Below are 19961 nucleotides of genomic sequence, written 5' to 3' on the forward strand. Positions count from 1 at the left end.
GCCGGGGCGGTGCCGGTGCGGCCACTTCCAGCGCGGTGCTCGCGTCCGCCAGCGCCGGTGACAGCCACAGGTGCGAGCCCAGCGCGAGGAAGCCGGCGGCGCCGAAGCGTTGGCGATAGAAACCTGCCGGCCGCTGCTTGAAATCGTGGGTATCGCCGTCGATGCGGTCCTCGCGGGTGAACGTCTCCAGGAAGGCGATCCCGCCGCACAGTTCGGCCAGCCCGGGCAGGCCGCGGTCGAGCTCGCGCACGTCCAGGTAGTGCATCACGTCGCTGCAGACCAGCAGGTCGACCGGCGCGCAGGGGCGCAGGTACTGGAAGTCGCCGAACCGGGCCAGGTGCAGGTTGCGGCGGCGGCCGTGGCGTTCGATCGCGTATTCGCTGCTGTCGAAGCCCAGGTACTGCGCGTTCGGCCGCAGCCTGAGCAGCGGGGCGCGCCAGGCGCCTTCGCCGCAGCCGATGTCGAGCACCGTGCGCAGCGGCCGTTCGAGGTGGTACTCGGCGGTGGCGACGGCCAGCGCGATCTTGCGGGCGAGGCGGGCGCGGCCGCCGATCGCGGCGTCCTTCAGGGCCGGATCGCGGTACCAGCGATCGAAGTATTGGCGGTCGTATTGCTTGCTCATGCGGTGCTGCGGGGCGGCGACATGGCATCCTAGGCCGCCGCCGCATCGACAACCAGCCCTCAGTCACCAGTCATGACCGCCTATTTCATCACCAAGACCGCCCACCTCGTGTTCGTGATCGCCTGGATGGCGTCGGTGTTCTACCTGCCGCGGATCCTGGTGAACATCGCCGAGGCCGGCGAGTCGGCCGAGGTCCGCGCGCGGCTGGTGCTGATGGGCCGACGCCTGTACCGCTTCGGTCACATCATGTTCGGTCTGGCCTTCGTGCTCGGACTGGTGCTGTGGCTGCACTTCGGGATCACCGGCGGCTGGTTGCATGCCAAGTTGGCCCTGGTCGCGCTGATCCTGGCGCATTTCATTGTCGCCGGGCGCTGGTTGAAGGGTGTCGACGGCGGTCGCGCCTTGCCGTCGGCGCGCGCGCTGCGGCTGTTCAACGAGCTGCCGGTGTTGCTGCTGGCGGTGGTGGTTTGGCTGGTGCTGGCCAAGCCGTTCTGATTCCCGGCGACACCGGCGCGGCGCCGTAGCCCGGGCAAGGCCGGGGGCTACGGCAGGGCGCGCCGTCCGATCAGCGGAACGCGGCCGGATCCGGCAGTTCCACCGGCACGCCGTCTGCGTTGCAGCCGCCGCGTGCGCAGACCGTCTCGCGCAGCCGCGGCGTCGCCTGCAGCATGAAGTGGAAGATCGCGTTCTGCTCGACCGAACCGCGCACCGCGTCGCTGCCGGGACCGCGCGCCCAGATGCCGACGTCGTCGCCACCGTGGGATTCGTCCTTCGACGGCACCAGCGCCTCCTGCATGTAGTTCGGGTCCTGGGTGTCGACGTGGGTCAGGTCGGGACGTCCGCCGGTGGCCGGACGGATATGGTCGGGCGAATGCTGGAAGCGCTTGGGCCCCTCGCCCTGCAGTTCGCTGGCGCCGACGTAGCCCGGGCCGTTGGCGTAGCTGAGGGTGGTGTAGGGCAGGCCGGTGGCATCGCGGGCGAAGCGGCCGCCCTCCGGCGCGTCCTCGCCGAGGGTGCCGACCACCTTGCCGAGGATCGGGTTGCCACGCGCGGGGTAGCCGACGAAGGTCAGCGTGTGCGCGTGGTCGGCGGTGACTAGGATCAGGGTGTCGTCGGCCGAGGTCATCGTGGCCGCGGTCTGGACCGCCTCGCTCAGCGCGATCGCGTCGGTCAACGCGCGGTAGGCGTTGCCGTAGTGATGGGCATGGTCGATGCGCCCGCCCTCGACCAGCAGCACATAGCCGCCATCGGCGTTCTGCAGGCGGGCGATCGCGGCGCGGGTCATCTCGGCCAGGCTGGGTTCGCCGGCGCCATCGCTGCCGCGGTCGTGCTCGAACTGCATGTGGCTGGGCTGGAACAGCGCCAGCAACGGTGCGTCGAGCGGCGCCTGCGCGAGCTGGGCGGCGTTCCAGACGTAGCGGCCGCCGGGCTTGCGCTGCCGCCATTGGGCGACCAGATCGCGGCTGTCGCGGCGCTTGCCGTGCTGGTCCGGATATTCGGGGTCGGCCTGATCCTCGCGCATGAACATCGCGCGGCCACCGCCCATCAGCACTTCCGGGCCGTCGCCGTACGGGGTTTCGACGATCTGGCGGGCGATGTCCACGCAGCCGGCGGCGAGGGCGGATTCGGGCATGGCCGCATCGTGCTCCCAGTTGCGATCGGCCGAATGGCTGAAGGTCGCGCCGGGGGTCGCGTGGGTGACCCGCGCGGTGGTGACCACGCCGGTCGCCATGCCGCCGGCCTCGGCCAGCTCCCACAGGCTCAGGATCGGGGCCTGCAGCGCGCCGGCACAGTCGCCGCGGCGCGGCGACTGGCCGATGCTGAGCACGCCGGCGCGGGTCTTCACTCCGGTCGCCATCGCCGACATGGTGCCGGCCGAGTCCGGTGTCTGGGCGTTGGTGTTGTAGGTCTTGCTCAGCGCGGTGGCCGGGAAGCGCTCCCAGCTGAGCCGGTTCTCCTCGCCGGGACCGCCCTTGCGCTGGCCGTCGAGGATGCGCGCGGCGGCGACCGTCGGCAGGCTCATGCCGTCGCCGACGAACAGGATCACGTTGCGGGCCTTGCCGGCCATGGCCCCGCGCGCGGCCGCCTGCGCGGCGCCATCGCGATACCACCACTGCGGCGTCTCCTGTTGCGGGTGCTGGATCGTCGGCACGTCGACCGCGATCCCGCCTGCGTCGGTGCGACCGGCCGGTGCGATCGACGCGCAGGCGGTCAGCAGCGCGGGAACCAGCAGTGCGGGAACCAGGAGGACGGAAGCGGAACGCAGTCTGGACATGGGCAGGCGGTTCTTGGGGACGGACAAGCCGGCGATTATGCCCTGTGCGGGTGACAGCGCAGGCGTTGCCGTGCCGATGCGGGTCGCGGGCCTTGCCTGATCCGTCGCTTCCCCTAGCGCAAGCGGTCCGACGACGGATGCGCGGAGCATCGGGGGGAAGAAGGCGCGAGGCGGTCGGCATCGCGCAGTCCGGGAGCGTCATAGCACCGGTCGTCCGGTGCGGGAACGTCGCCGGTCAGGATCGTTGCGCGGGTCGCCTCGCGCACGGTCGCTCGCTGTTGGTCGCGACAGGGTGTTGGGGCAGTGCATCCGGATCCACGCTGCTTCAATGAAGTTGCAGATAAGAAGTTGCGAGCAACGGACGGATCCAGCGACAACTCCTGGTTTGGTGCGGCAATAGCCGAGAAAGAATCACGCATCGAGGCGGACAGGTCGGCCCAACCACGATCGGCAGCGATACGCGCGGCATGCGCGCGAGTCGAGTATTGGCGCGTCGAGCGGAACCCGAGCGCAGACATGCTATTCGGATCGTGCATGGCGCCATGCGGGATCGGGATAGGATTGCGCGATATTGCGGGAGCATGAGCTACTCGGGTCGCCGCCGCATGCGGATGCGCAGCGGACCAGATTCCATGCAGGGGAAGACTCGATGAAAACCGCAGTTCGTGATCGTTCGACCGATTCGATTCGCAAGGGCGCGCTCAGCTGCGCAATAGCGACAGCTTTGATGTCCGCGACACCGATGGTGTCGGCGCAGGAAGTCGAGCCACCCAGCGAAAGCGAGGAGGTGACGTCGCTTGAGAAGATGGTGGTGGTCGGCACCCGCATCCGTCGCAAGGACGAGGTCGCGGCCAGCCCCGTGTTCACCATGGAACGCGCCGAGATCGAAGCCACGGCGGCGGTTTCCGTTGGCGAGCTTCTGCAGGAGCTGCCCTCGGTGGGGTCGAGCTTCAACTCCACCGGCTCGGGTGGAACCAGTCATGGCTCCAGTACCGTCAACCTGCGCAACCTCGGTGCCAACCGTGTCCTGGTCCTGGTCAATGGGCGACGTTGGGTCAACGGTGCGGGAACGCGCGGGTTTCGCGATTTCGTCGACCTGAACACGATCCCGCTGGTCGCCGTCGAGCGGGTGGAGGTACTGCTGGATGGCGCGACCGCTTTGTATGGCGCCGATGCGATCGCCGGCGTGGTCAACCTGATCACCTACAGGGACTTCGATGGCGTCAAGGCCAGCAGCTATGCCGGCCAGACCACGCACGGAGATGGCTTCACCTACAGCCAGGATTTCCTGTGGGGGACGCAGGGCGAGTGGGGCTCGGCCCTGGTGTCGGCGACGATCGCTTCGAACGAGGAGGTCCTGGCCGGCGCCCGCGACTTCTCGTTCGCGCGTCTGCAGGGACCCAGCCGCAACACGCCGGCGGGCCGGTTCCGCAATGGCGTCGATACCGGCGCCTTCGGCACCGATGCGTTCGTGCCCGATGGCAATGGCGGGTTCCGTCCCAACAGTCCTGATGTGGACGTGCACAACGAGGCCCCGGACACGACCCTGCTCGGTCCCCTGGACCGCCAGGGCGTGTACGGGCAGCTGCGGCTCAACCTGGGCGATTACACCACCCTGGTCGCCGAGGGCCTGTACAACCATCGCGAATCGAGTCAGCGGTTCTCGCCGTCGGCGCCACGGATCCGCGGCGGCGACGGCATGAGCATTCCCGCCGACCATCCCTACAATCCGTTCGGCGTGGAATTCGCCGGCGCCGGCACCGACTTCGAGATCGTGCGCCAGCTCGACGCGGTCGGTCCGCGGATCAACCGCCAGGAGGTGGGCACCACCCGGTTCGCGATCGGCGTCGAAGGCAGCCTCGCCAACGGCTGGGCCTGGAACGCGTTCTATACCTATGCGCGGAACAGGGCGACCTGGAACTCGCTCAACCAGATCGATCTGGACAAGCTGGCGTTGGCGATCGGGCCGAACGACCGTTGCCAGGCGAACGGCTGCGTGCCGCTGGACATCTTCGGCGAGGTCACCCCGGAAATGGCCGACTACATCCGCGCCAATGGCACCGACAGGAACGGCACCCGGCAGCACGACTTCACCGCCAACATCACCGGCGACCTGTTCGAGATGCCGGCCGGCCCCTTGGCCTTCGCCGCCGGCATCGAATACCGCAAGGAGTCCGGCTACGACCGTCCGAGCGCGTACTTCAGCCGGACCCCGCAGTTCATCAGCTACAGTCGCATCACCACCTCGGCGCCGCGCCTGCCGACCTCGGGCTCCTACGATCTGAAGGAGGCCTATCTGGAACTCAATGTGCCCCTGTTGAAGGAACGGCCGCTGGCGAATCTGCTGGAGCTGTCCGCGGCGACGCGCTATTCCGACTACAACACCTTCGGCAGCACCACCAACAGCAAGCTGGGCCTGGTGTGGCGCCCGTGGAAGGACCTGATGGTCCGTGCCACCTGGGCCGAGGGCTTTCGGGCGCCTTCGATCAACGAGCTGTTCGCGGGCCTGCGCCAGACCAACCTTCCGGCCAACGATCCCTGCAATGGCGGCGGCGCCGGCAAGCCCGGCTGCGCCGGCGTGCCGGCGGATTACGACCAGGCCAACTTCAGCGGCGGCGCGATCCCGTCCACCGTCGGCGGCAATCCCGACCTGCAACCGGAGACCTCTGAGAACCGCAGCATCGGCTTCGTCTACACGCCGTCGTTCGCCGAGCGGCTGTCCTGGTCGGTGGACGGCTACGACATCCGCATCGACGAGGCGATCTCCAGCTTCGGTTCGCAGAATCTGCTCAACCTGTGCGCCAACACCGGCCAGCGCTGCGGTTCGATCCGACGCGCGTCCAGCGGCGAGATCGTCAACCTGACCGACGGGCCGATCAATCTGAACTCGCTCCGCGCAAAGGGCGTGGACACCACCCTGCGCTACCTGTTGCCGAACCCCGGTTGGGGCAGCTTCGGGATGACCTTCAGCGCCTCCTACCTGGACACTTTCGACCGTTTCGACACCCTGCCCAGCGGCGAGATCCGCACCGCCCACCGCGCCGGCCGGTCCGACGTCGCGCGCGAGAGCTTCCCGCGCTGGAAGGCCGGCACCAGCCTGGACTGGTCGCGCGACGGCTGGAAGGCGAACTGGTCGATGCGTTACATCGGTGCGACCGACGAGGGGCCCGAGCCGGCCTTCGGCCGCATCCCGGCCCAACTGACCCATGACCTGTGGGGCAGCTATACGATCCTGAGCGGCACCGCGACCTTCACCCTGGGCGTGGAGAACCTGTTCGACAAGGACCCGCCGCGCTCCTACGTCAACGGTCGCGACCTGAATTTCGACATGAGCACCTACAACCCCAGAGGCCGTTTCGTGTACCTGAAGGCATCGTTCCTGTTCTGAGGCGACGGGTGTTGGGCGCAATCCCGGTCGGGCGGTCGTGTGGATGCGATGGAGCCGTTCCGACCGGGGTTGTCCAGCGATCGGTGGCAATGGCCCCGGGTATGGCGGACGCGAAACACGGCGGGATCGAGCGATGAGTGAATCCAGAGAACAGACGAGCGAAGCGCAGGCGGCTCAAGGGCAGGCGGCCGGGCGGGACGCCAAGGGACGCAAGTCCTTCGACGTGCATCCGTTGCTGATGCTGCTGTCGGTGCTGCTGGCCGCGGCACTGCTGACCTATCTGCTCGACTCCGGCACGTTCCAGCGTGAAGGCCCGCAGATCGTGCCGGGTTCCTACCAGCCGGTGCCCAAGGCAATGGATTGGGCTCACGTGCTGGGCACCGCGCCGGCTGTGGAGGGCACCGCCAGCCCGGCCGGCATCACCACCGTGCTGAACGCGATTCCCAAGGGCCTGGCCCGCAGTGCACCACTGATCTTCATGGTGATGTTCGTCGGCGGCATGTTCGGCGTGTTCAAGCGGACCGGCGCGCTGGATGCCGGCCTCGACCACCTGGTCCACCACACCCGCGGCAATGTCTATCTGCTGGCTCCGGTGCTGATGCTGGTGCTGGCCGCCGGCAGCTCGTTCATGGGCCTGATCTCGGAGTACCTGGTGGTGCTGCCGGTGCTGCTGTCGATGGCCGACCGGCTCAGGCTGGACCGTCTGTACGCGGTGGCCATGCTGTTGATCGCGGCCAAGATCGGCTACGTCGCCTCGGTCAGCAATCCGGTCGCGCTGCCGATCGCCCAGGGCATCGTCGGCGAGCCGATCTTCAGCGGCTTCGCGATGCGCCTGGCGGTACTGGTGGTCTTCATCAGCGTCGGTATCGGCTATCTGCTGTACCGGATCCGCCGCAGCGGGTTCACCCGCGCGCAGTTCGACTACACCGCGCAGCCGATGAGCTGGCGCAAGCGCGCGGTGCTGCTGGTGATCGGGGTGTCGGTCGGGCTGATGATCTATGCCGGACAGGCCTGGGACTGGCACCACACCGAGCTGGGTGCGTTCTACATCGCGGTCGCGGTGCTGATCGCGGCGGTCGGCGGTGTCGCCGCCGGCGAGGCCGCCGACGCCTTCATCGACGGCATGAAGGGCATGGTCCTGCCCGGCGTCCTGATCGGCCTGGCCGGCGCGATCCAGATGGTGCTCCAGCACGGAATGATCCTGGACACCGTGGTCAACGGCATGACCCGGGCGATCGACGGGCATTCGCCGTGGATGTCGGCGGTGATGATCATGCACATCGAGGCGGCGCTGGACGTGCTGATCTCCTCGACCTCGGCCAAGGCGGCGATCAGCCTGCCGATCCTGTGGCCGATCGGCCAGTTGTCCGGGTTGACCGGCAACACCGTGGTGCTGGCCTTCCTGCTGGGCAACGGTCTGATGTCGATGGTCAGTCCGACCTCGGGCCTGATGCTGGCCATGCTGGCGATGGCGAAGACGCCCTACGGACGCTGGTTGCGGTTCGTGCTGCCGCTGACCCTGTTCCTTGCGGTGCTGGCGATCGGCTTCCTGTTCGTCGCTACCGCGTTGCAGGCGGCGTCCTGATCGTGGACGGGATGGAGAACAGCGCGGCGCTGGCATTCGGGCCGTTCGCGGTCGTGGCGTTGCGCGATGTCGAGATCCGCATGCGCGACGGCGTCGTGCTGGCGACCGATCTCTATCTGCCGCGGGCGCCCGACGGCGAAGCGCGGCGATGGCCGTGCATCCTCGAGCGCACGCCCTACGACAAGGGCGGGACCGCCGGTTCCGACGTGACCGCCGCCAGCGACGCGCCGATGTCCAAGCCGGCGATCGCCCGCTGGTTCGCCAGCCACGGTTATGCGATGGCGATGCAGGACTGTCGCGGCCGTTACGCCTCCGGCGGCGAGTTCACCAAGTACCTCAACGAGGGCGAGGACGGTGTCGACACCGTCGCCTGGCTGGCCGAGCAGGACTGGAGCAACGGCTGGGTGCTGACCCAGGGACTGTCCTATTGCGCGCATGCGCAGACCGCGCTGGGCTCGTTCGCGCCGGCCGCGTTGTTCGCCCAGTTCGTCGACTCCGGGGGGTTCTCCAATGCCTACCAGGGCGGCATCCGCCAGGGCGGCGCGTTCGAGCTCAAGCAGGCCACCTGGGCGTTGAAGCACGCTCTGCTCAGCCCGGCGACCGCGGCCGACCCGGTCCGCGCGCGCGCGCTGCGGGCGCAGGACATGCGCGCATGGTTCGCGCGCATGCCGTGGCGACGCGGCGATTCCCCGGTGAGCGCGGCGCCGGAGTACGAGGAGTACCTGTTCGACCAGTGGGAACGGGCCGACTTCGGCGACTACTGGAAGCAGCGGGCACTGTGCGGCGAACGCCACTACGACGGCTACGCCGACGTGCCGATGGTGCACATGTCCAGTTGGTACGACCCCTACGTGCGCACCGCGATCGACAACTACCTGGGCCTGTCGCGGCGCAAACGCGCGCCGGTGCACCTGATCATGGGGCCGTGGACCCACGGCCGCCGTTCCCAGACCCATGCCGGAGACGTCGACTTCGGTCCCGATGCGAGCTTCGACCGCGCCTTCGGGATGTCGTATTTCGAACTGCGGCGGCGCTGGTACGACCACCTGTTCGACGCCCGCAAGCCCAATCCGCTGGACCGGGGCCGGGTATCGGTGTTCGTCATGGGCGGCGGGCCCGGCGATCGCGATGCGCGCGGGCGGTTGCGTCATGGCGGCCGCTGGCTGCATGCCGATCGCTGGCCGTTGCCGGACACCCGGGAGCGGGCCTGGTATCTGCACGCGCCGGGCGGGCTCGACCCGCGGTCCAGTCGCGACGAGCGGGCATCGAGATGGTTCGACTACGATCCCGCGCATCCGGTACCGACCCTCGGCGGGACCGTGACCTCGGCCGACACGGTGATGTTGCCCGGGGCCTACGACCAGCGCGAGGCCCCGCAGTTCTTCGGTGCCGACGGCAGCGGCCGCGACCTGGGCGAGCGCCCCGACGTGATCAGCTTCCGCAGCGCCCCCCTGACCCGGCCGGTCGAGGTGATCGGCGCGATCCGCGCCTGCCTGTACCTGTCCTCGGACTGTCCGGACACCGACATCACCATCAAGCTGATCGACGAGTACCCGCCCGGCGATGGAAACCCGGAGGGCTTCGCGATGAACCTCACCGACGGCATCCTGCGGGTCCGCTATCGCGAATCCTGGGAGCGGCCGTCGCTGCTGGAGCCGGGGCAGGTCGTGGAGATCACGGTCGAGGCCTTCGCGACCGCCAACCTGTTCGCCATCGGCCACCGTATCCGCCTGGACGTGTCCAGCAGCAACTATCCGCATTTCGACCTCAACCCGAATACCGGAGGCGCACTGGTGGGCTGGAAGACATCGAGGATCGCGCGCAATACCCTGCACCTTGATCGGTCGCACCGCTCCAGGCTCATACTGCCGGTGAGAACGGCGCCCCGTTCGCGGGATTGACGCTCTCGGCAGCGGACAATGGCCGACCATCGAGGACCGCCGATGAAGCTGGACAGCATCAGATCCCTGGAAGCCTTCCGCGAGATCATCCAGCGCGGTTCGGCGACGGCGGCGGCGCAGAGCCTGGGGCTCAGCCAGCCGGCGGTGAGCCGGTTGCTGGGACAGTTGGAGGAGCAGCTCGGATTCGCGCTGTTCCATCGCAGCAAGGGCCGGTTGCTGCCGACCGCGCAGGCCTTGATGCTGTTCGAGGAGGTCGATCTCGCATTGCAGGGACTGGACCGGGTCGCCGCGCTGGCCCGCGACATCCACGACAGCAATGCCGGCCATCTGCGGATCGTCGCCCCGCCGAGCTTCGCCGAGGGGCCGCTGGTCAAGCTGGTCGCCGGTTTCCTGAAGCAGCATCCGAGGATCCGGGTCAACATCGATTCGCGCACGCGTCCGGCGACGATGAATCTGGTCGCCACCCGCACCGCCGACTGCGGATTCGGCAAGCTGCCGCTCGATCATCCGGAAATCCGCATGCGTCCGTTGATCAGCAGCCCGACCGTATGCGTATTGCCCAGCGCGCATCCGCTGGCGCGCCGCAAGCGGGCGCTTACCGCGAGCGACCTCGCGGACGAAGCGCTGATCCTGATCGGCCAGCAGGGCGGCGACACCCGTCAGCGGATCGACCAGGCCTTCCGCGAAGTCGGCCGGGTCGCGAAGGTGCGGATGGAGACGCGCAATGTCGGCGCCGCGTGCGCACTGGCGGCGGAAGGCGTCGGAATCGCGATCGTCAACGAGCTGCTGTCGCGCAACGCTTCATGGATGGACGTCAGCGTGCGGCGCTTCACCCCGCTGATTCCGCACGAGTACGTGTTCCTGACCTCGGCCCAGGTGCCGGGGACGCCGCTCACCGAGGCGTTCTACCGGCATTGCCAGAGCACGCTGCGCGGCATGCTCCGGACCGCCCCGCGCCGGCCCGCTGCCCGATGAGGCGCGTCCGTCTGCTGACGCTGTTGGCCGCCCTGGCGGTGCCGGGCGTGAGCGTTGCGGTGGATGCCGATCCCGACCGCGACGGCTACCGCCTACCGCCGGAACCGATCCGTGCGTTGGCCGAGGCGCCGCCGTTGCCGGACGTGCTGAGCGACAGCAGGGGCCGCGTGCTGGTGATGCTGCGAAGGGAGGCGTTGCCAAGCCTGCAGGCCTTGTCGCGTCCGCAGATGCGCCTGGCCGGGCTGGACATCGACGTCGGCGATGGCGTGACCCGTTCGAGTCTGGACAGTCTCAACGCACGCACCCGGCTGGAAACCTTCAGCGGGATCGAATTGCGCCGGCTCGATGAGGACCGGGCGCGCCCGGTATCGGGCCTGCCGGCGCATCCACGGCTGTCGTTCTTCACCTGGTCGCCCGACGAGACCCGGCTGGCGTTCACCCATGCCACCGGCAGCGGGCTGGAGGTCTGGGTGCTGGCGCTGGACACCGGGCAGGCGCGGCGGCTGACCGGGGCGAACGCCAACGGCGTGCTCGGCAACCCGCTGACCTGGTTCAGGGACGGCGCGGCACTGCTGGTCAGGATGCGTCCCGCAGCGACGGTCGAGTTGTCCGATCCGCGCCTGCAGGTTCCCGCGGCGCCGCTGATCTCGGTATCCGACGGCAATCTCGCACCCGCGCGGACCTATCAGAACCTGCTGCGCACGGCGGTCGACGACGCCAACTTCGACGCGCTGGCGACTTCGCGGCTGTACCGGGTGCCGCTGCGCGGCGAGCCGCGCCCCTGGGCGGGTCCGTCGCCCTATCGCCGCACCGCGTTCTCGCCGGACGGCCGCTATCTGCTGGTCGAATCGCTGCGCAAGCCATATTCGCGACGGGTGCCGGTCGATCGCTTCGCGGCTCGCACGCAGTTGCTGGATCCGGATGGCGAACCGGTGATGACGGTCGCCGACCTGCCGCCCGGCGACGATCTGCCGCGCGGACGCATGGCGGCGACCGTCGGCAAGCGTCAGATCGGCTGGCGTGCGGACCGCCCCGCGGAGCTGGTCTGGACCGAGGCGCTGGACGACGGCGATCCGGCCGTCCAGGTTGCCCATCGCGATGCGCTGTTCGCGTGGGCGGCCCCGTTCGCGGACTCGCCGCGGCTGTTGCTAAAGACGGTGAACCGGCACATCGAGACCCTGTGGGGCGACGACCGCCACGCGATCGCGATCGACGCCTGGTGGGAGACCCGCAACACCCGCAGCTATCTGTTCGCTCCCGGGGAACCGGCGCGCGCGCCGCGGCTGCTGGACGACCGCGACATGCAGGACCGTTACGCCGATCCGGGCCTCTACCAGACCGAACTCAATGGCGCCGGCGAGCCGCAGTTGATCCTGGATCATGGCCGCGCCTACCGGATCGGCGAGGGCTTCGGCCCGGACGGTCAGCACCCCTTCCTCGATCGCATCGATCTGACCAGCGGGGTCCGCGAACGGCTCTACCAGTCCACGCTGGAAGAGGAGGCCGAAAGCCTCATCGGTTTTGCCGGGGGCGACCGCTCGCGGCTGCTGGTCAGCATCGAGTCGCCGACGCGGCCGCCGGCGCACTTCGTCCGCGATCTGGAGGACCGCACACGTTTGCGCAGGCTGACCGAGCCGGCCAACCCCTACGCGGCAATGAACGCGGTCAAGCGGTCGCTGCTGACCTATGCGCGCGACGACGGCATCGCCCTGAGCGGCACCCTCCATCTGCCCGCGGGTTTCGATCCCGGGCAATCGGCACGCCTGCCGCTGATCCTGTGGGCCTACCCGGTCGAATACCGGGATGCCGGCAGCGCCTCCCAGGTCGCGGTCAATCCGCGGCGTTTCGTGGCGCCGGACTACATGTCGCCGGCGTACTGGGCGCTGCGCGGATTCGCGGTGCTGGACAAGGCCTCGTTCCCGATCGTCGGCGAGGCGGGCGTCGAGCCCAACGACACCTATCTGGAACAACTGCTTGGCAATGCCCGCGCGGCGATCGACGCGCTCGACCGCCAGGGCATCGTCGATCGCCAGCGGGTGGTGGCGATGGGGCATTCCTATGGCGCCTTCATGGTGGCCAATCTGCTGACCCATTCCGACTACTTCGCCGCCGGCATCGCCCGCAGCGGGGCCTACAACCGGACCCTGACTCCCTTCGGCTTCCAGCGCGAGCAGCGCAGCTACTGGCAGGCGCCGCAGGTGTATACCGCGATGTCGCCGTTCATGTCAGCCGACCGGATGAAGACCCCGCTGCTGCTGATCCACGGCGGCGCCGACGCCAATGCCAGCACCAGCGCGATGCAGAGCGAGCGTTATTTCGCCGCCCTGCAGGCACTGGGCGCGCCGGCAAGGCTGGTGATCCTGCCCAACGAGAATCACCGATACCTCGCCCGCGAGTCGGTGCTGCACACGCTGTGGGAACAGGACCGCTGGTTGCAGCGGCATGCCGGCGACGCGGACGGCGGCCACGCCGGGGATGGCGTGTCGAGGGGCGAGTGACACCGCGCCGGTCCGCCGGCTGGACGGCCCGCGCCGCGCTCATGACGATTGCTTGCCTGCACATGCCGAAGGGTTCGCACGTCGCGGTCCGCGCCGGCCTATCGTGTGCGGTCCGGGCGAGGTCGCTTGTGGCCGCGCCCGCCGCCGTCTCCCTCACGATCCGGACCCTCCACGATGACCGCCCTGTTTTCCGCCTGGTTCCGTATTCCGTTCTGGCAGCGGGTGCTGGGCGGCTTCGTGCTCGGCGCGTTGGCCGGCTGGTTGATGGGGCCGGCGGCCGAGACCTGGTTCGGCCCGTTCGGCAAGGCCTACGTCACCCTGATCAAGATGATCGCGGTGCCGCTGGTGCTGTTCGCGGTGATGAATGCGGTCGCCTCGCTGCACGGGCAGAAGTCGGTGGCCGCTCTGGGCGGGCGCACCTTCGCCTGGTTCGCGATCACCGCCGCGCTGGCGGTCTGCGTCGGCCTGGGCGTGGGCTGGCTGCTGGAGCCCGGCGAGGGCGTGAGCGGCCTGAGCGTCGCCGCCGACTACAGCGTGCGCGAGATCCCCTCGGTCGCCCAGGTGCTGCTGGACGTGGTTCCCGGCAACCCGTTCAAGGCGCTGGCCGAGGGCAGGATCCTGCAGGTGATCGTGTTCGCGGGCCTGGTCGGCTTCGCCCTAGTCAAGCTCGGCGACCGCGTCGCCGGCGTGCGCAGGCTGGTCGGCGAGGCCAGCGAGGTGATGATCCAGGTGACCCGCTTCGTGCTGGAAACCACCCCGATCGGCACCTTCGGCCTGATCGCCGGCCTGGTCGGCAGCTACGGGTTCGAGAAGCTGTTGCCGCTGGGCACCTATGTGTTCGCGCTGTACCTGGCCTGCGCGCTGCACATCGTGTTCGTCTATGGCGGGCTGGTCGCCGCGCACGGGCTCAACCCGCTGAAGTTCTTCCGCGGCGCCGCGCCGGGCATGCAGGTCGCCTTCGTCAGTTCCTCGAGCTTCGCCTCGATGCCGGCGGCGATCCGCTCGGTCACCCACAACCTCGGTGTCGACCGCGACTATGCCGCGTTCGCGGTGCCGCTGGGCGCGAGCATCAAGATGGACGGTTGCGGAGCGATCTACCCCGCGCTGACCGCGATCTTCGTCGCCCAGTACTTCGGTCTGGAACTGGCGCCGACCCAGTACTTCACCATCCTGGTCGCCTCGGTGCTGGGCAGCTTCGGCACCGCCGGGGTGCCGGGCACCGCGATCGTGATGGTGACCCTGGTGCTGTCGGCGGCCGGACTGCCGCTGGAGGGCATCGGCTTCGTCGTCGCGATCGACCGCGTGCTCGACATGATGCGCACGATGACCAACGTGACCGGACAGATGCTGGTGCCGGTGCTGGTCGCCAAGGAGACCGGGCTGCTCGACCGCGAGGTCTTCGATGCCGATGTCGTCGGGCTGCCCGCCGATGGGGACGACGCGCCGCCCGAGGCGGTCTCCGCCGGGCGCGGTGCGGGCGAGAGCGGGGCCGGGTCGGCCGCTTGACATGTTCCGCTCGCACCCGCATATCGGTCGGGTGAGAATAGTCGGGTGAGAGCAGGACCCGGGAGGACCGGATGGCCGGCGGCTGGACCAGCGATACATCGGTACAGGACCAGATCGACGCGACCGTGGAGGACGCGATCAAGCGCGCGCGCAGCCGGATGGCGAGCGGGCCGGGCCTGAGCCATTGCGAGGAATGCGACGCGCCCATTCCCGAGGCGCGGCGGCGTGCCGTGCCAGGCGTGCGCCTGTGCATCGCCTGCCAGGAAAGCGCCGATCGCTCCGAACAGTCGGCCGGCATCAACCGCCGCGGCAGCAAGGACAGTCAGCTGCGCTAGGCGTGCCGCGATGGGGCTGCCTCCAGACCCTTTGGATCGCGGCTCACGCCGCTCCTACGGTACAACTCAGATCCGCGAGCCTCAGATCCGCGAGTAGCGCCAGGACTGCATGCGCCCGTTGCGGTACGGCATCACGCCGTGGAACGGCCGCGGGTCGGCGTCGAACACCAGCGGCAGGAAGTTGCGGTCGCCTTCCCACATCGGCAGTTCGTGCAGGCGCTCGAGCGCGACCCACTCCAGGGTGCCCTCCGGATTGCGCTCGAACGGGGTGCCGGTGAAGGCGCTGATCCGGAACACGAAGCCCAGCCAGTCCTCGCCGTGCTTGCCGAAGCCGGGCCAGCTGATCGTGCCGCGCAATTGCAGCTCGGTGCAGTCGATGCCGGCCTCCTCGTGGATCTCGCGACGCATGCCGGCGACGACGTCCTCGTCCGGCTCCAGCTTGCCGCCCAGCCCGTTGTACTTGCCCAGCTGATGGTCCTCGGGCCGCGCGTTGCGGTGGACCATCAGCACTTCGCGACCGTCCGGCGACATCACGTAGCCGAGGGTGGCGACGATCGGGGTGTATGGCATCACCGCCCCTCCGGCCGCTGCTCGCGGGCGATCGCCTCATCCAGGGCGCGCTCGGCGCGGTCGGCGTAGGCGGCGCAGCTCATCGGCGCGGGGTGGCGGTTGCCGGCATCCTGCGGTGCCCAGCCGCTGCCGTCGGGGTGCGGTGTGATCAGCAGGTCGCAGGGCAGGGCGCGCATCGCCGCGAACCCGCGCCGATAGTCGTCGACGATGTGCGGGTAGCGCGGGTTGTCGAGCAGGGTGTAGCCCGGCGCGCTGACGCTGTCGGCGTAGGCGATCCGCAGCGGCCTGCCGTCGCGGCGGTCGGTCCAGGTCCAGCTCATCGAGCCGGGGGTGTGCGCGGGAGTGAAATGCACGCTGAAGCGCACGCCGCCGAGTTCGACCGCCTCGCCGTCCATCACGATGCGTCCGGCCTGCGCCGGCGGATACAGCAGGTCGTCGCCGTAGTGGATGTCGTCGCTGCCGCCGCGCGCCAGCAGCACCGCCGACTCGGCGTTGCTGACCAGGGTCGCTCCGGTCGCGCGTTGCACCGCCGCCAGTGGCCCGGCATGGTCGGCGTGGGCGTGGCTGTGCAGGATGTACTTCACCTCGGTGGGCGCGACCCCGAGCCTGGCCATGTTGGCCAGCAGCATGTCGGCGGCCTGCGGCATGCCGCCGTCGATCAGCACCGCGCCGGCGTCGGTCCTGACCAGCAGCGCGCTGAGCCCGGCGGTGCCGATGTACCAGGTGCGGTCGGCGATCCGGAACGGCTCGATCGGCTGTCGCCAGCTCTCGCGCACGGTGTAGGCCTCCAGCTGCGGCAGCGGCGCGGTCGAGGCTTCTTCGGCATGCGCGGCGGTGGCGGACAGGACGAGCGCGGCGGCGACGGCCGGCAACAGGGCATGGCGTGGGGGCATCGGAGGTCGTTCCGGTGGACGGGCTGGACAGTGTCGGCGATCGCGCGCGTCAGGACCACCGCCGGATTCGCGGCCGCGCTCCCATCCGACGCGGCCGATGTGCATACTCGTCGCTGCGCCCAAACGAGTCCGTGCCATGGCCGTCGAATCGCCCCGTCTGCTCGCCTTCGCCGGCAGCCTGCGAAGAGAGTCCTTCAACCGTCGGCTGATTCCGGTGCTGGCCGAGGGTGCGCGCGCTGCCGGTGCCGAGGTCAGCCTGATCGACCTGCGCGACTATCCGCTGCCGGTCTACGACGGCGACATCGAGGCCGCCGGCATGCCCGAGCCGGTGCATCGGCTGCAGGACCTGATGTCCGAGCACGATGGCCTGCTGATCAGCACGCCCGAGTACAACGGTTCGATGCCGGCCCTGGTCAAGAACACCCTCGACTGGATCTCGCGGCCGACCGAGGCCGGACCGTCGGGCACCACGCTGTTCCGCGGCAAGGTCGCCGGCATCGTCTCGGCGTCGCCGGGCCCATTGGGCGGCCTGCGCTCGCTGCTGGTGCTGCGCGATGCCCTGGCCAAGCTGGGCCTGGTGGTGGTGCCGCAGCAGATCGCAGTCGGCCTGGCCGCCGAGCGACTCCCGGAAACCGGTCTGCTCGCCGATGAGCGGATGCGCGAGGGAGTGCATGGCGTCGGCGCGGCTGCGGCGGCAATGACACCCACGGCGATGCCGGCGGCACTTGCGAGCGCAGTTCCGGCACCGCCGCCCGAACGGAGCACACGATGAGTGGTGAACAACGCGAACTGACCCTGCGCTTCCTGGCCGAACCGACCGACGTCAACTATGGCGGCAAGGTTCATGGCGGGGTGGTGATGAAGTGGATCGACCAGGCCGGCTACGCCGCCGCGGTCGGATGGAGCGGACGCTACAGCGTGACGGTCGCGGTCGGCGGCATCCGCTTCGTCTCGCCGATCCGGATCAGCGACCTGGTCACGGTGCGGACCCAACTGGTGCATACCGGCACCACCAGCATGCATTTCGCGGTCGACGTGATGGCGCGCGATCCCGGGGTCAATGCCGAGGAGGCCGGTCGCTCGCGCCTGTGCACGCATTGCGTGATCGTGTTCGTCGCCCTCGACGGGGTCGAGGGACAGCCGACCCCGGTGCCGAGCTGGGTGCCCGCCAGCGAGGAGGACAAGCGCCTGGCCGAGTACGCGATGAAGGTGATGGAGCTGAGCAAGGGCATCGAGCAGACCGTCGAGCGCTATCGCGGCGCCGCGCGGCAGGCGGGCTGAGCGGGCGCCGCCCGCCGCGCCGCCCCGCCCCCATCCGTGGAGACCCCATGTCGCAGAACATCTACGACGACCCCGACTTCTTCGACGGCTACAGTGGCCTGCCCCGGCAGGTGCATGGCCTGGAGGGCGCGCCGGAGTGGCCGGCGATCCGTGCGATGCTGCCGGCACTGGCCGGCAAGCGCGTCGCCGACCTGGGCTGTGGATTCGGTTGGGCCTCGCGCTGGATGCGGGGGCACGGGGCGGCGTCGGTACTGGCGGTCGACCTCTCGCGGAACATGCTCGCTCGAGCGCGGGCCGACACCGACGATCGGGGCATCGAGTATCGCCGGGCCGACCTGGAGACCCTGTCCCTGCCCGCCGCGGCATTCGATCTGGTCTACAGCGCGCTGGCCTTTCATTACGTGCGCGACTTCGGGCGCCTGGTCGGCATGCTCCAGGCGGCGCTGGTCCCGGGCGGCGACCTGGTCTTCAGCATCGAACACCCGATCTTCATGGCGTCCGCGCGGCCGGGTTGGATCGTGGACGAGGACGGTCGCAGGAGCTGGCCGGTGGACGGCTATGCGCGCGAAGGCGAGCGCTGCACCGACTGGTTCGCCAGCGGTGTCTTGAAACATCACCGGACCCTGGCCACGACCCTCAATACCCTGATCGGTGCAGGCCTGGAGGTGAGTCGGGTCGAGGAGTTCGCGCCCACGCCCGGGCAGATCGAGCGCGAGCCGGCATTGGCGGAGGAAATGGAGCGGCCGATGCTGCTGCTGGTCTCGGCCCGCAAGCGCTGACGCCCGTGCCGCGATTCCAGTTGCGGCGGCGGAATGCGAAAAGGCCGCTCGCAGGCGGCCTTTGCATCAGCTCTGGAGGTGGTCGTTCAGATGCCTTCGACGCGCCGGGCCTGCATGAACTTGCGGCTCCAGTAACCGCTGTCGAGGCGGGCGACGCTGACCGTCTTGCCGCGGCTGGGGGCGTGCACGAAGCGGCCCTCGCCGAGATAGATGCCGACGTGGTCGACGCGGCCGCGGCGGCCGAAGAACACCAGGTCGCCGGCGGTGATCTGCTCGCGGTCCTCGACGACCTGGCCGTTGCGGGCCATGTCGCGTGACACCCGCGGCAGCTCGATGCCCAGCGCGTTGCGGAACACGTAGCCGACCAGGCCGCTGCAGTCGAAGCCCTTGTCGGGGCTGGTGCCGCCCCAGCGATAGGGCGTGCCGAGCAGGGCCAGCGCCTTCTGCAGCAGGTTGCGGACGCGGCCGTCCTTGTCCTCGACCGGTTGACCGTTCTCGGCCTCGTCGCGGGTCGGCGCGGAGGCGGCGAGCAGGCGGTTGATGTCGGTGGCCAGCAGCAGGCCGCGATCGGAGGCGCCCATCGCCTCGGGCAGCATCGGCCGGGTCACCGCCGAGGGCAGGTCGGCCGAGTCCCCGGCCAGCGACGAGGTCGGCAACTGCTGGGCCAGCGTCGGCAACGACGCGGCCGCCAGCAGGGCGGTCAGAGCGAGGCGGAGCGGGAGCCGCGTGGGGCGGTTGAGGGTCAGACCGGGACGGGCGGAGTCGGGGTCGGGTCCGGAAACGTCGAAATTCACGCGGCGATCACTGAATTGAATCGGAGCGATATTGCCCGTGAATTGGGACACAGAAGTTCATAATTTGTAAAAAAATAGTTAAATAACGCGCTGATTGTCACGTTTTGATCTGCGGGTGTGGTCTGCGTCCCGTTTTCCGGCGCCGTTGACCGGGGGGCGGTCATTCCAGAACGCGGCGGGCACCGGTGTAGTGATCGCGCCAGTAGGCGCCGTCCAGATGGTCCAGGCGCACCGTGCCGCCGGTGCTTGGCGCATGCACGAAACGGCCCTCGCCGACATAGATGCCGACGTGGCTGACCCGGCCGCGGCTGCCGAAGAACACCAGGTCGGCCGCGGCCAGCCGCGACGGGCTGATCTTCGGGCCCTGGTAGGCGGCCAGCTGGCTGGAGGTGCGCGGCAGGCGCAGATCGAGCATGTCGCGATAGACATAGTTGACCAGGCCGCTGCAGTCGAAGCCGCCGTCGGGGGTGTTGCCGCCGTAGCGGTACGGGGTGCCGACCAGGCTGATCGCCCGCATCAGTACCGCGTTGGCCGCGGCCGGGTCCTCAGGCGTCACCAC

At 69.3% G+C, this 19961-nt stretch carries 17 protein-coding genes; 11 read left to right on the forward strand and 6 right to left on the reverse strand.

Annotated elements, in window-relative coordinates; genetic code table 11:
• The coding region (locus FKV24_RS18520; protein WP_141483441.1) for a class I SAM-dependent DNA methyltransferase at positions 1-622 on the reverse strand (622 nt) is incomplete at its 3' end.
• Positions 623-694: 72 nt separating this feature from the next.
• Here FKV24_RS18520 and FKV24_RS18525 point away from each other — a divergent pair.
• Entirely contained in the window at positions 695-1117 is a 423-nt protein-coding gene (locus FKV24_RS18525) for a CopD family protein (protein ID WP_141483442.1), read from the forward strand.
• A gap of 70 nt (positions 1118-1187) precedes the next feature.
• Here FKV24_RS18525 and FKV24_RS18530 read toward each other — a convergent pair whose 3' ends face one another.
• A complete protein-coding gene (locus tag FKV24_RS18530; RefSeq protein ID WP_141483443.1) occupies positions 1188-2897 on the reverse strand; it encodes an alkaline phosphatase in 1710 nt (569 codons plus the stop codon).
• A 727-nt stretch (positions 2898-3624) separates the two neighbouring features.
• Here FKV24_RS18530 and FKV24_RS18535 point away from each other — a divergent pair.
• The 7 genes from FKV24_RS18535 (at position 3625) to FKV24_RS18565 (ending at position 15085) form a co-directional block, all read left to right on the forward strand.
• The gene (locus FKV24_RS18535) at positions 3625-6285 is read left to right on the forward strand and encodes a TonB-dependent receptor domain-containing protein (protein WP_170288374.1); all 2661 of its coding nucleotides are present in this window, start codon (positions 3625-3627) and stop codon (positions 6283-6285) included.
• A 133-nt stretch (positions 6286-6418) separates the two neighbouring features.
• The gene (locus FKV24_RS18540; RefSeq protein ID WP_170288375.1) at positions 6419-7870 is read left to right on the forward strand and encodes a YfcC family protein; all 1452 of its coding nucleotides are present in this window, start codon (positions 6419-6421) and stop codon (positions 7868-7870) included.
• Positions 7871-7881: 11 nt separating this feature from the next.
• The gene (locus tag FKV24_RS18545; protein WP_141483446.1) at positions 7882-9771 is read left to right on the forward strand and encodes a CocE/NonD family hydrolase; all 1890 of its coding nucleotides are present in this window, start codon (positions 7882-7884) and stop codon (positions 9769-9771) included.
• Between the two features lie 42 nt (positions 9772-9813).
• Positions 9814-10746 carry a LysR substrate-binding domain-containing protein gene (locus tag FKV24_RS18550; protein ID WP_170288376.1) on the forward strand — a complete coding sequence of 311 codons (933 nt, stop codon included), beginning with the start codon at positions 9814-9816 and terminating at the stop codon, positions 10744-10746.
• A complete protein-coding gene (locus FKV24_RS18555; RefSeq protein WP_141483448.1) occupies positions 10743-13244 on the forward strand; it encodes a S9 family peptidase in 2502 nt (833 codons plus the stop codon). Before FKV24_RS18550 ends, FKV24_RS18555 begins: the two co-directional genes overlap by 4 nt.
• Positions 13245-13418: 174 nt before the next feature.
• The gene (locus FKV24_RS18560) at positions 13419-14750 is read left to right on the forward strand and encodes a dicarboxylate/amino acid:cation symporter (protein WP_141483449.1); all 1332 of its coding nucleotides are present in this window, start codon (positions 13419-13421) and stop codon (positions 14748-14750) included.
• Positions 14751-14821: 71 nt separating this feature from the next.
• Complete coding sequence (locus FKV24_RS18565; RefSeq protein ID WP_141483450.1) at positions 14822-15085, forward strand: DksA/TraR family C4-type zinc finger protein; 264 nt, start codon at positions 14822-14824, stop codon at positions 15083-15085.
• Between the two features lie 81 nt (positions 15086-15166).
• Here the strand turns inward: FKV24_RS18565 and FKV24_RS18570 are convergent, their stop codons facing one another.
• Together FKV24_RS18570 and bla are read right to left on the reverse strand one after the other, a co-directional pair.
• On the reverse strand, positions 15167-15655 hold the full coding sequence (locus FKV24_RS18570; protein WP_111266940.1) for an NUDIX hydrolase: 489 nt from the start codon (positions 15653-15655) through the stop codon (positions 15167-15169).
• Positions 15655-16548, reverse strand: coding sequence for a subclass B3 metallo-beta-lactamase (gene bla, locus FKV24_RS18575; RefSeq protein ID WP_141483451.1), 894 nt, complete (start codon positions 16546-16548; stop codon positions 15655-15657). The genes FKV24_RS18570 and bla overlap by 1 nt, the downstream gene beginning before the upstream one ends.
• Before the next feature lie 136 nt (positions 16549-16684).
• Here bla and FKV24_RS18580 point away from each other — a divergent pair, with 136 nt between their 5' ends.
• From FKV24_RS18580 to FKV24_RS18590, 3 genes are read left to right on the forward strand one after another with little or no spacing between them, the layout of a single operon-like run.
• Positions 16685-17320: an NADPH-dependent FMN reductase gene (locus tag FKV24_RS18580; protein WP_141483452.1), complete on the forward strand. Its 636-nt coding sequence runs from the start codon at positions 16685-16687 to the stop codon at positions 17318-17320.
• Positions 17317-17829, forward strand: a complete 513-nt coding sequence (locus tag FKV24_RS18585; RefSeq protein WP_111268115.1) for an acyl-CoA thioesterase — start codon at positions 17317-17319, stop codon at positions 17827-17829. The genes FKV24_RS18580 and FKV24_RS18585 overlap by 4 nt, the downstream gene beginning before the upstream one ends.
• Positions 17830-17876: 47 nt before the next feature.
• On the forward strand, positions 17877-18608 hold the full coding sequence (locus FKV24_RS18590; protein ID WP_141483453.1) for a class I SAM-dependent methyltransferase: 732 nt from the start codon (positions 17877-17879) through the stop codon (positions 18606-18608).
• An 86-nt stretch (positions 18609-18694) separates the two neighbouring features.
• On the opposite strand, the gene FKV24_RS18595 is transcribed toward FKV24_RS18590, so the two are convergent.
• Positions 18695-19354 (reverse strand): C40 family peptidase, encoded by a 660-nt coding sequence (locus FKV24_RS18595; protein ID WP_407067522.1) that lies wholly within the window; start codon positions 19352-19354, stop codon positions 18695-18697.
• Between the two features lie 208 nt (positions 19355-19562).
• Positions 19563-19961, reverse strand: a 399-nt coding sequence (locus tag FKV24_RS18600; RefSeq protein ID WP_141483454.1) for a C40 family peptidase, incomplete at its 5' end; no start/stop codon positions are given.

Source organism: Marilutibacter maris, from assembly GCF_006546735.2.
GTDB classification, from domain to species: domain Bacteria; phylum Pseudomonadota; class Gammaproteobacteria; order Xanthomonadales; family Xanthomonadaceae; genus Marilutibacter; species Marilutibacter maris.

Excerpts from the sequence above, each read along its gene's own strand:
- FKV24_RS18540 (WP_170288375.1), top strand. The coding sequence starts at position 6,419 with ATGAGTGAATCCAGAGAACAGACGAGCGAAGCGCAGGCGGCTCAAGGG.
- FKV24_RS18585 (WP_111268115.1), top strand. The coding sequence starts at position 17,317 with ATGAGTGGTGAACAACGCGAACTGACCCTGCGCTTCCTGGCCGAACCG.
- FKV24_RS18545 (WP_141483446.1), top strand. The coding sequence starts at position 7,882 with ATGGAGAACAGCGCGGCGCTGGCATTCGGGCCGTTCGCGGTCGTGGCG.
- FKV24_RS18570 (WP_111266940.1), bottom strand. The coding sequence starts at position 15,655 with ATGCCATACACCCCGATCGTCGCCACCCTCGGCTACGTGATGTCGCCG.
- FKV24_RS18550 (WP_170288376.1), top strand. The coding sequence starts at position 9,814 with ATGAAGCTGGACAGCATCAGATCCCTGGAAGCCTTCCGCGAGATCATC.
- FKV24_RS18590 (WP_141483453.1), top strand. The coding sequence starts at position 17,877 with ATGTCGCAGAACATCTACGACGACCCCGACTTCTTCGACGGCTACAGT.
- FKV24_RS18555 (WP_141483448.1), top strand. The coding sequence starts at position 10,743 with ATGAGGCGCGTCCGTCTGCTGACGCTGTTGGCCGCCCTGGCGGTGCCG.
- FKV24_RS18580 (WP_141483452.1), top strand. The coding sequence starts at position 16,685 with ATGGCCGTCGAATCGCCCCGTCTGCTCGCCTTCGCCGGCAGCCTGCGA.
- FKV24_RS18530 (WP_141483443.1), bottom strand. The coding sequence starts at position 2,897 with ATGTCCAGACTGCGTTCCGCTTCCGTCCTCCTGGTTCCCGCACTGCTG.
- FKV24_RS18525 (WP_141483442.1), top strand. The coding sequence starts at position 695 with ATGACCGCCTATTTCATCACCAAGACCGCCCACCTCGTGTTCGTGATC.
- bla (WP_141483451.1), bottom strand. The coding sequence starts at position 16,548 with ATGCCCCCACGCCATGCCCTGTTGCCGGCCGTCGCCGCCGCGCTCGTC.
- FKV24_RS18560 (WP_141483449.1), top strand. The coding sequence starts at position 13,419 with ATGACCGCCCTGTTTTCCGCCTGGTTCCGTATTCCGTTCTGGCAGCGG.
- FKV24_RS18565 (WP_141483450.1), top strand. The coding sequence starts at position 14,822 with ATGGCCGGCGGCTGGACCAGCGATACATCGGTACAGGACCAGATCGAC.
- FKV24_RS18535 (WP_170288374.1), top strand. The coding sequence starts at position 3,625 with ATGTCCGCGACACCGATGGTGTCGGCGCAGGAAGTCGAGCCACCCAGC.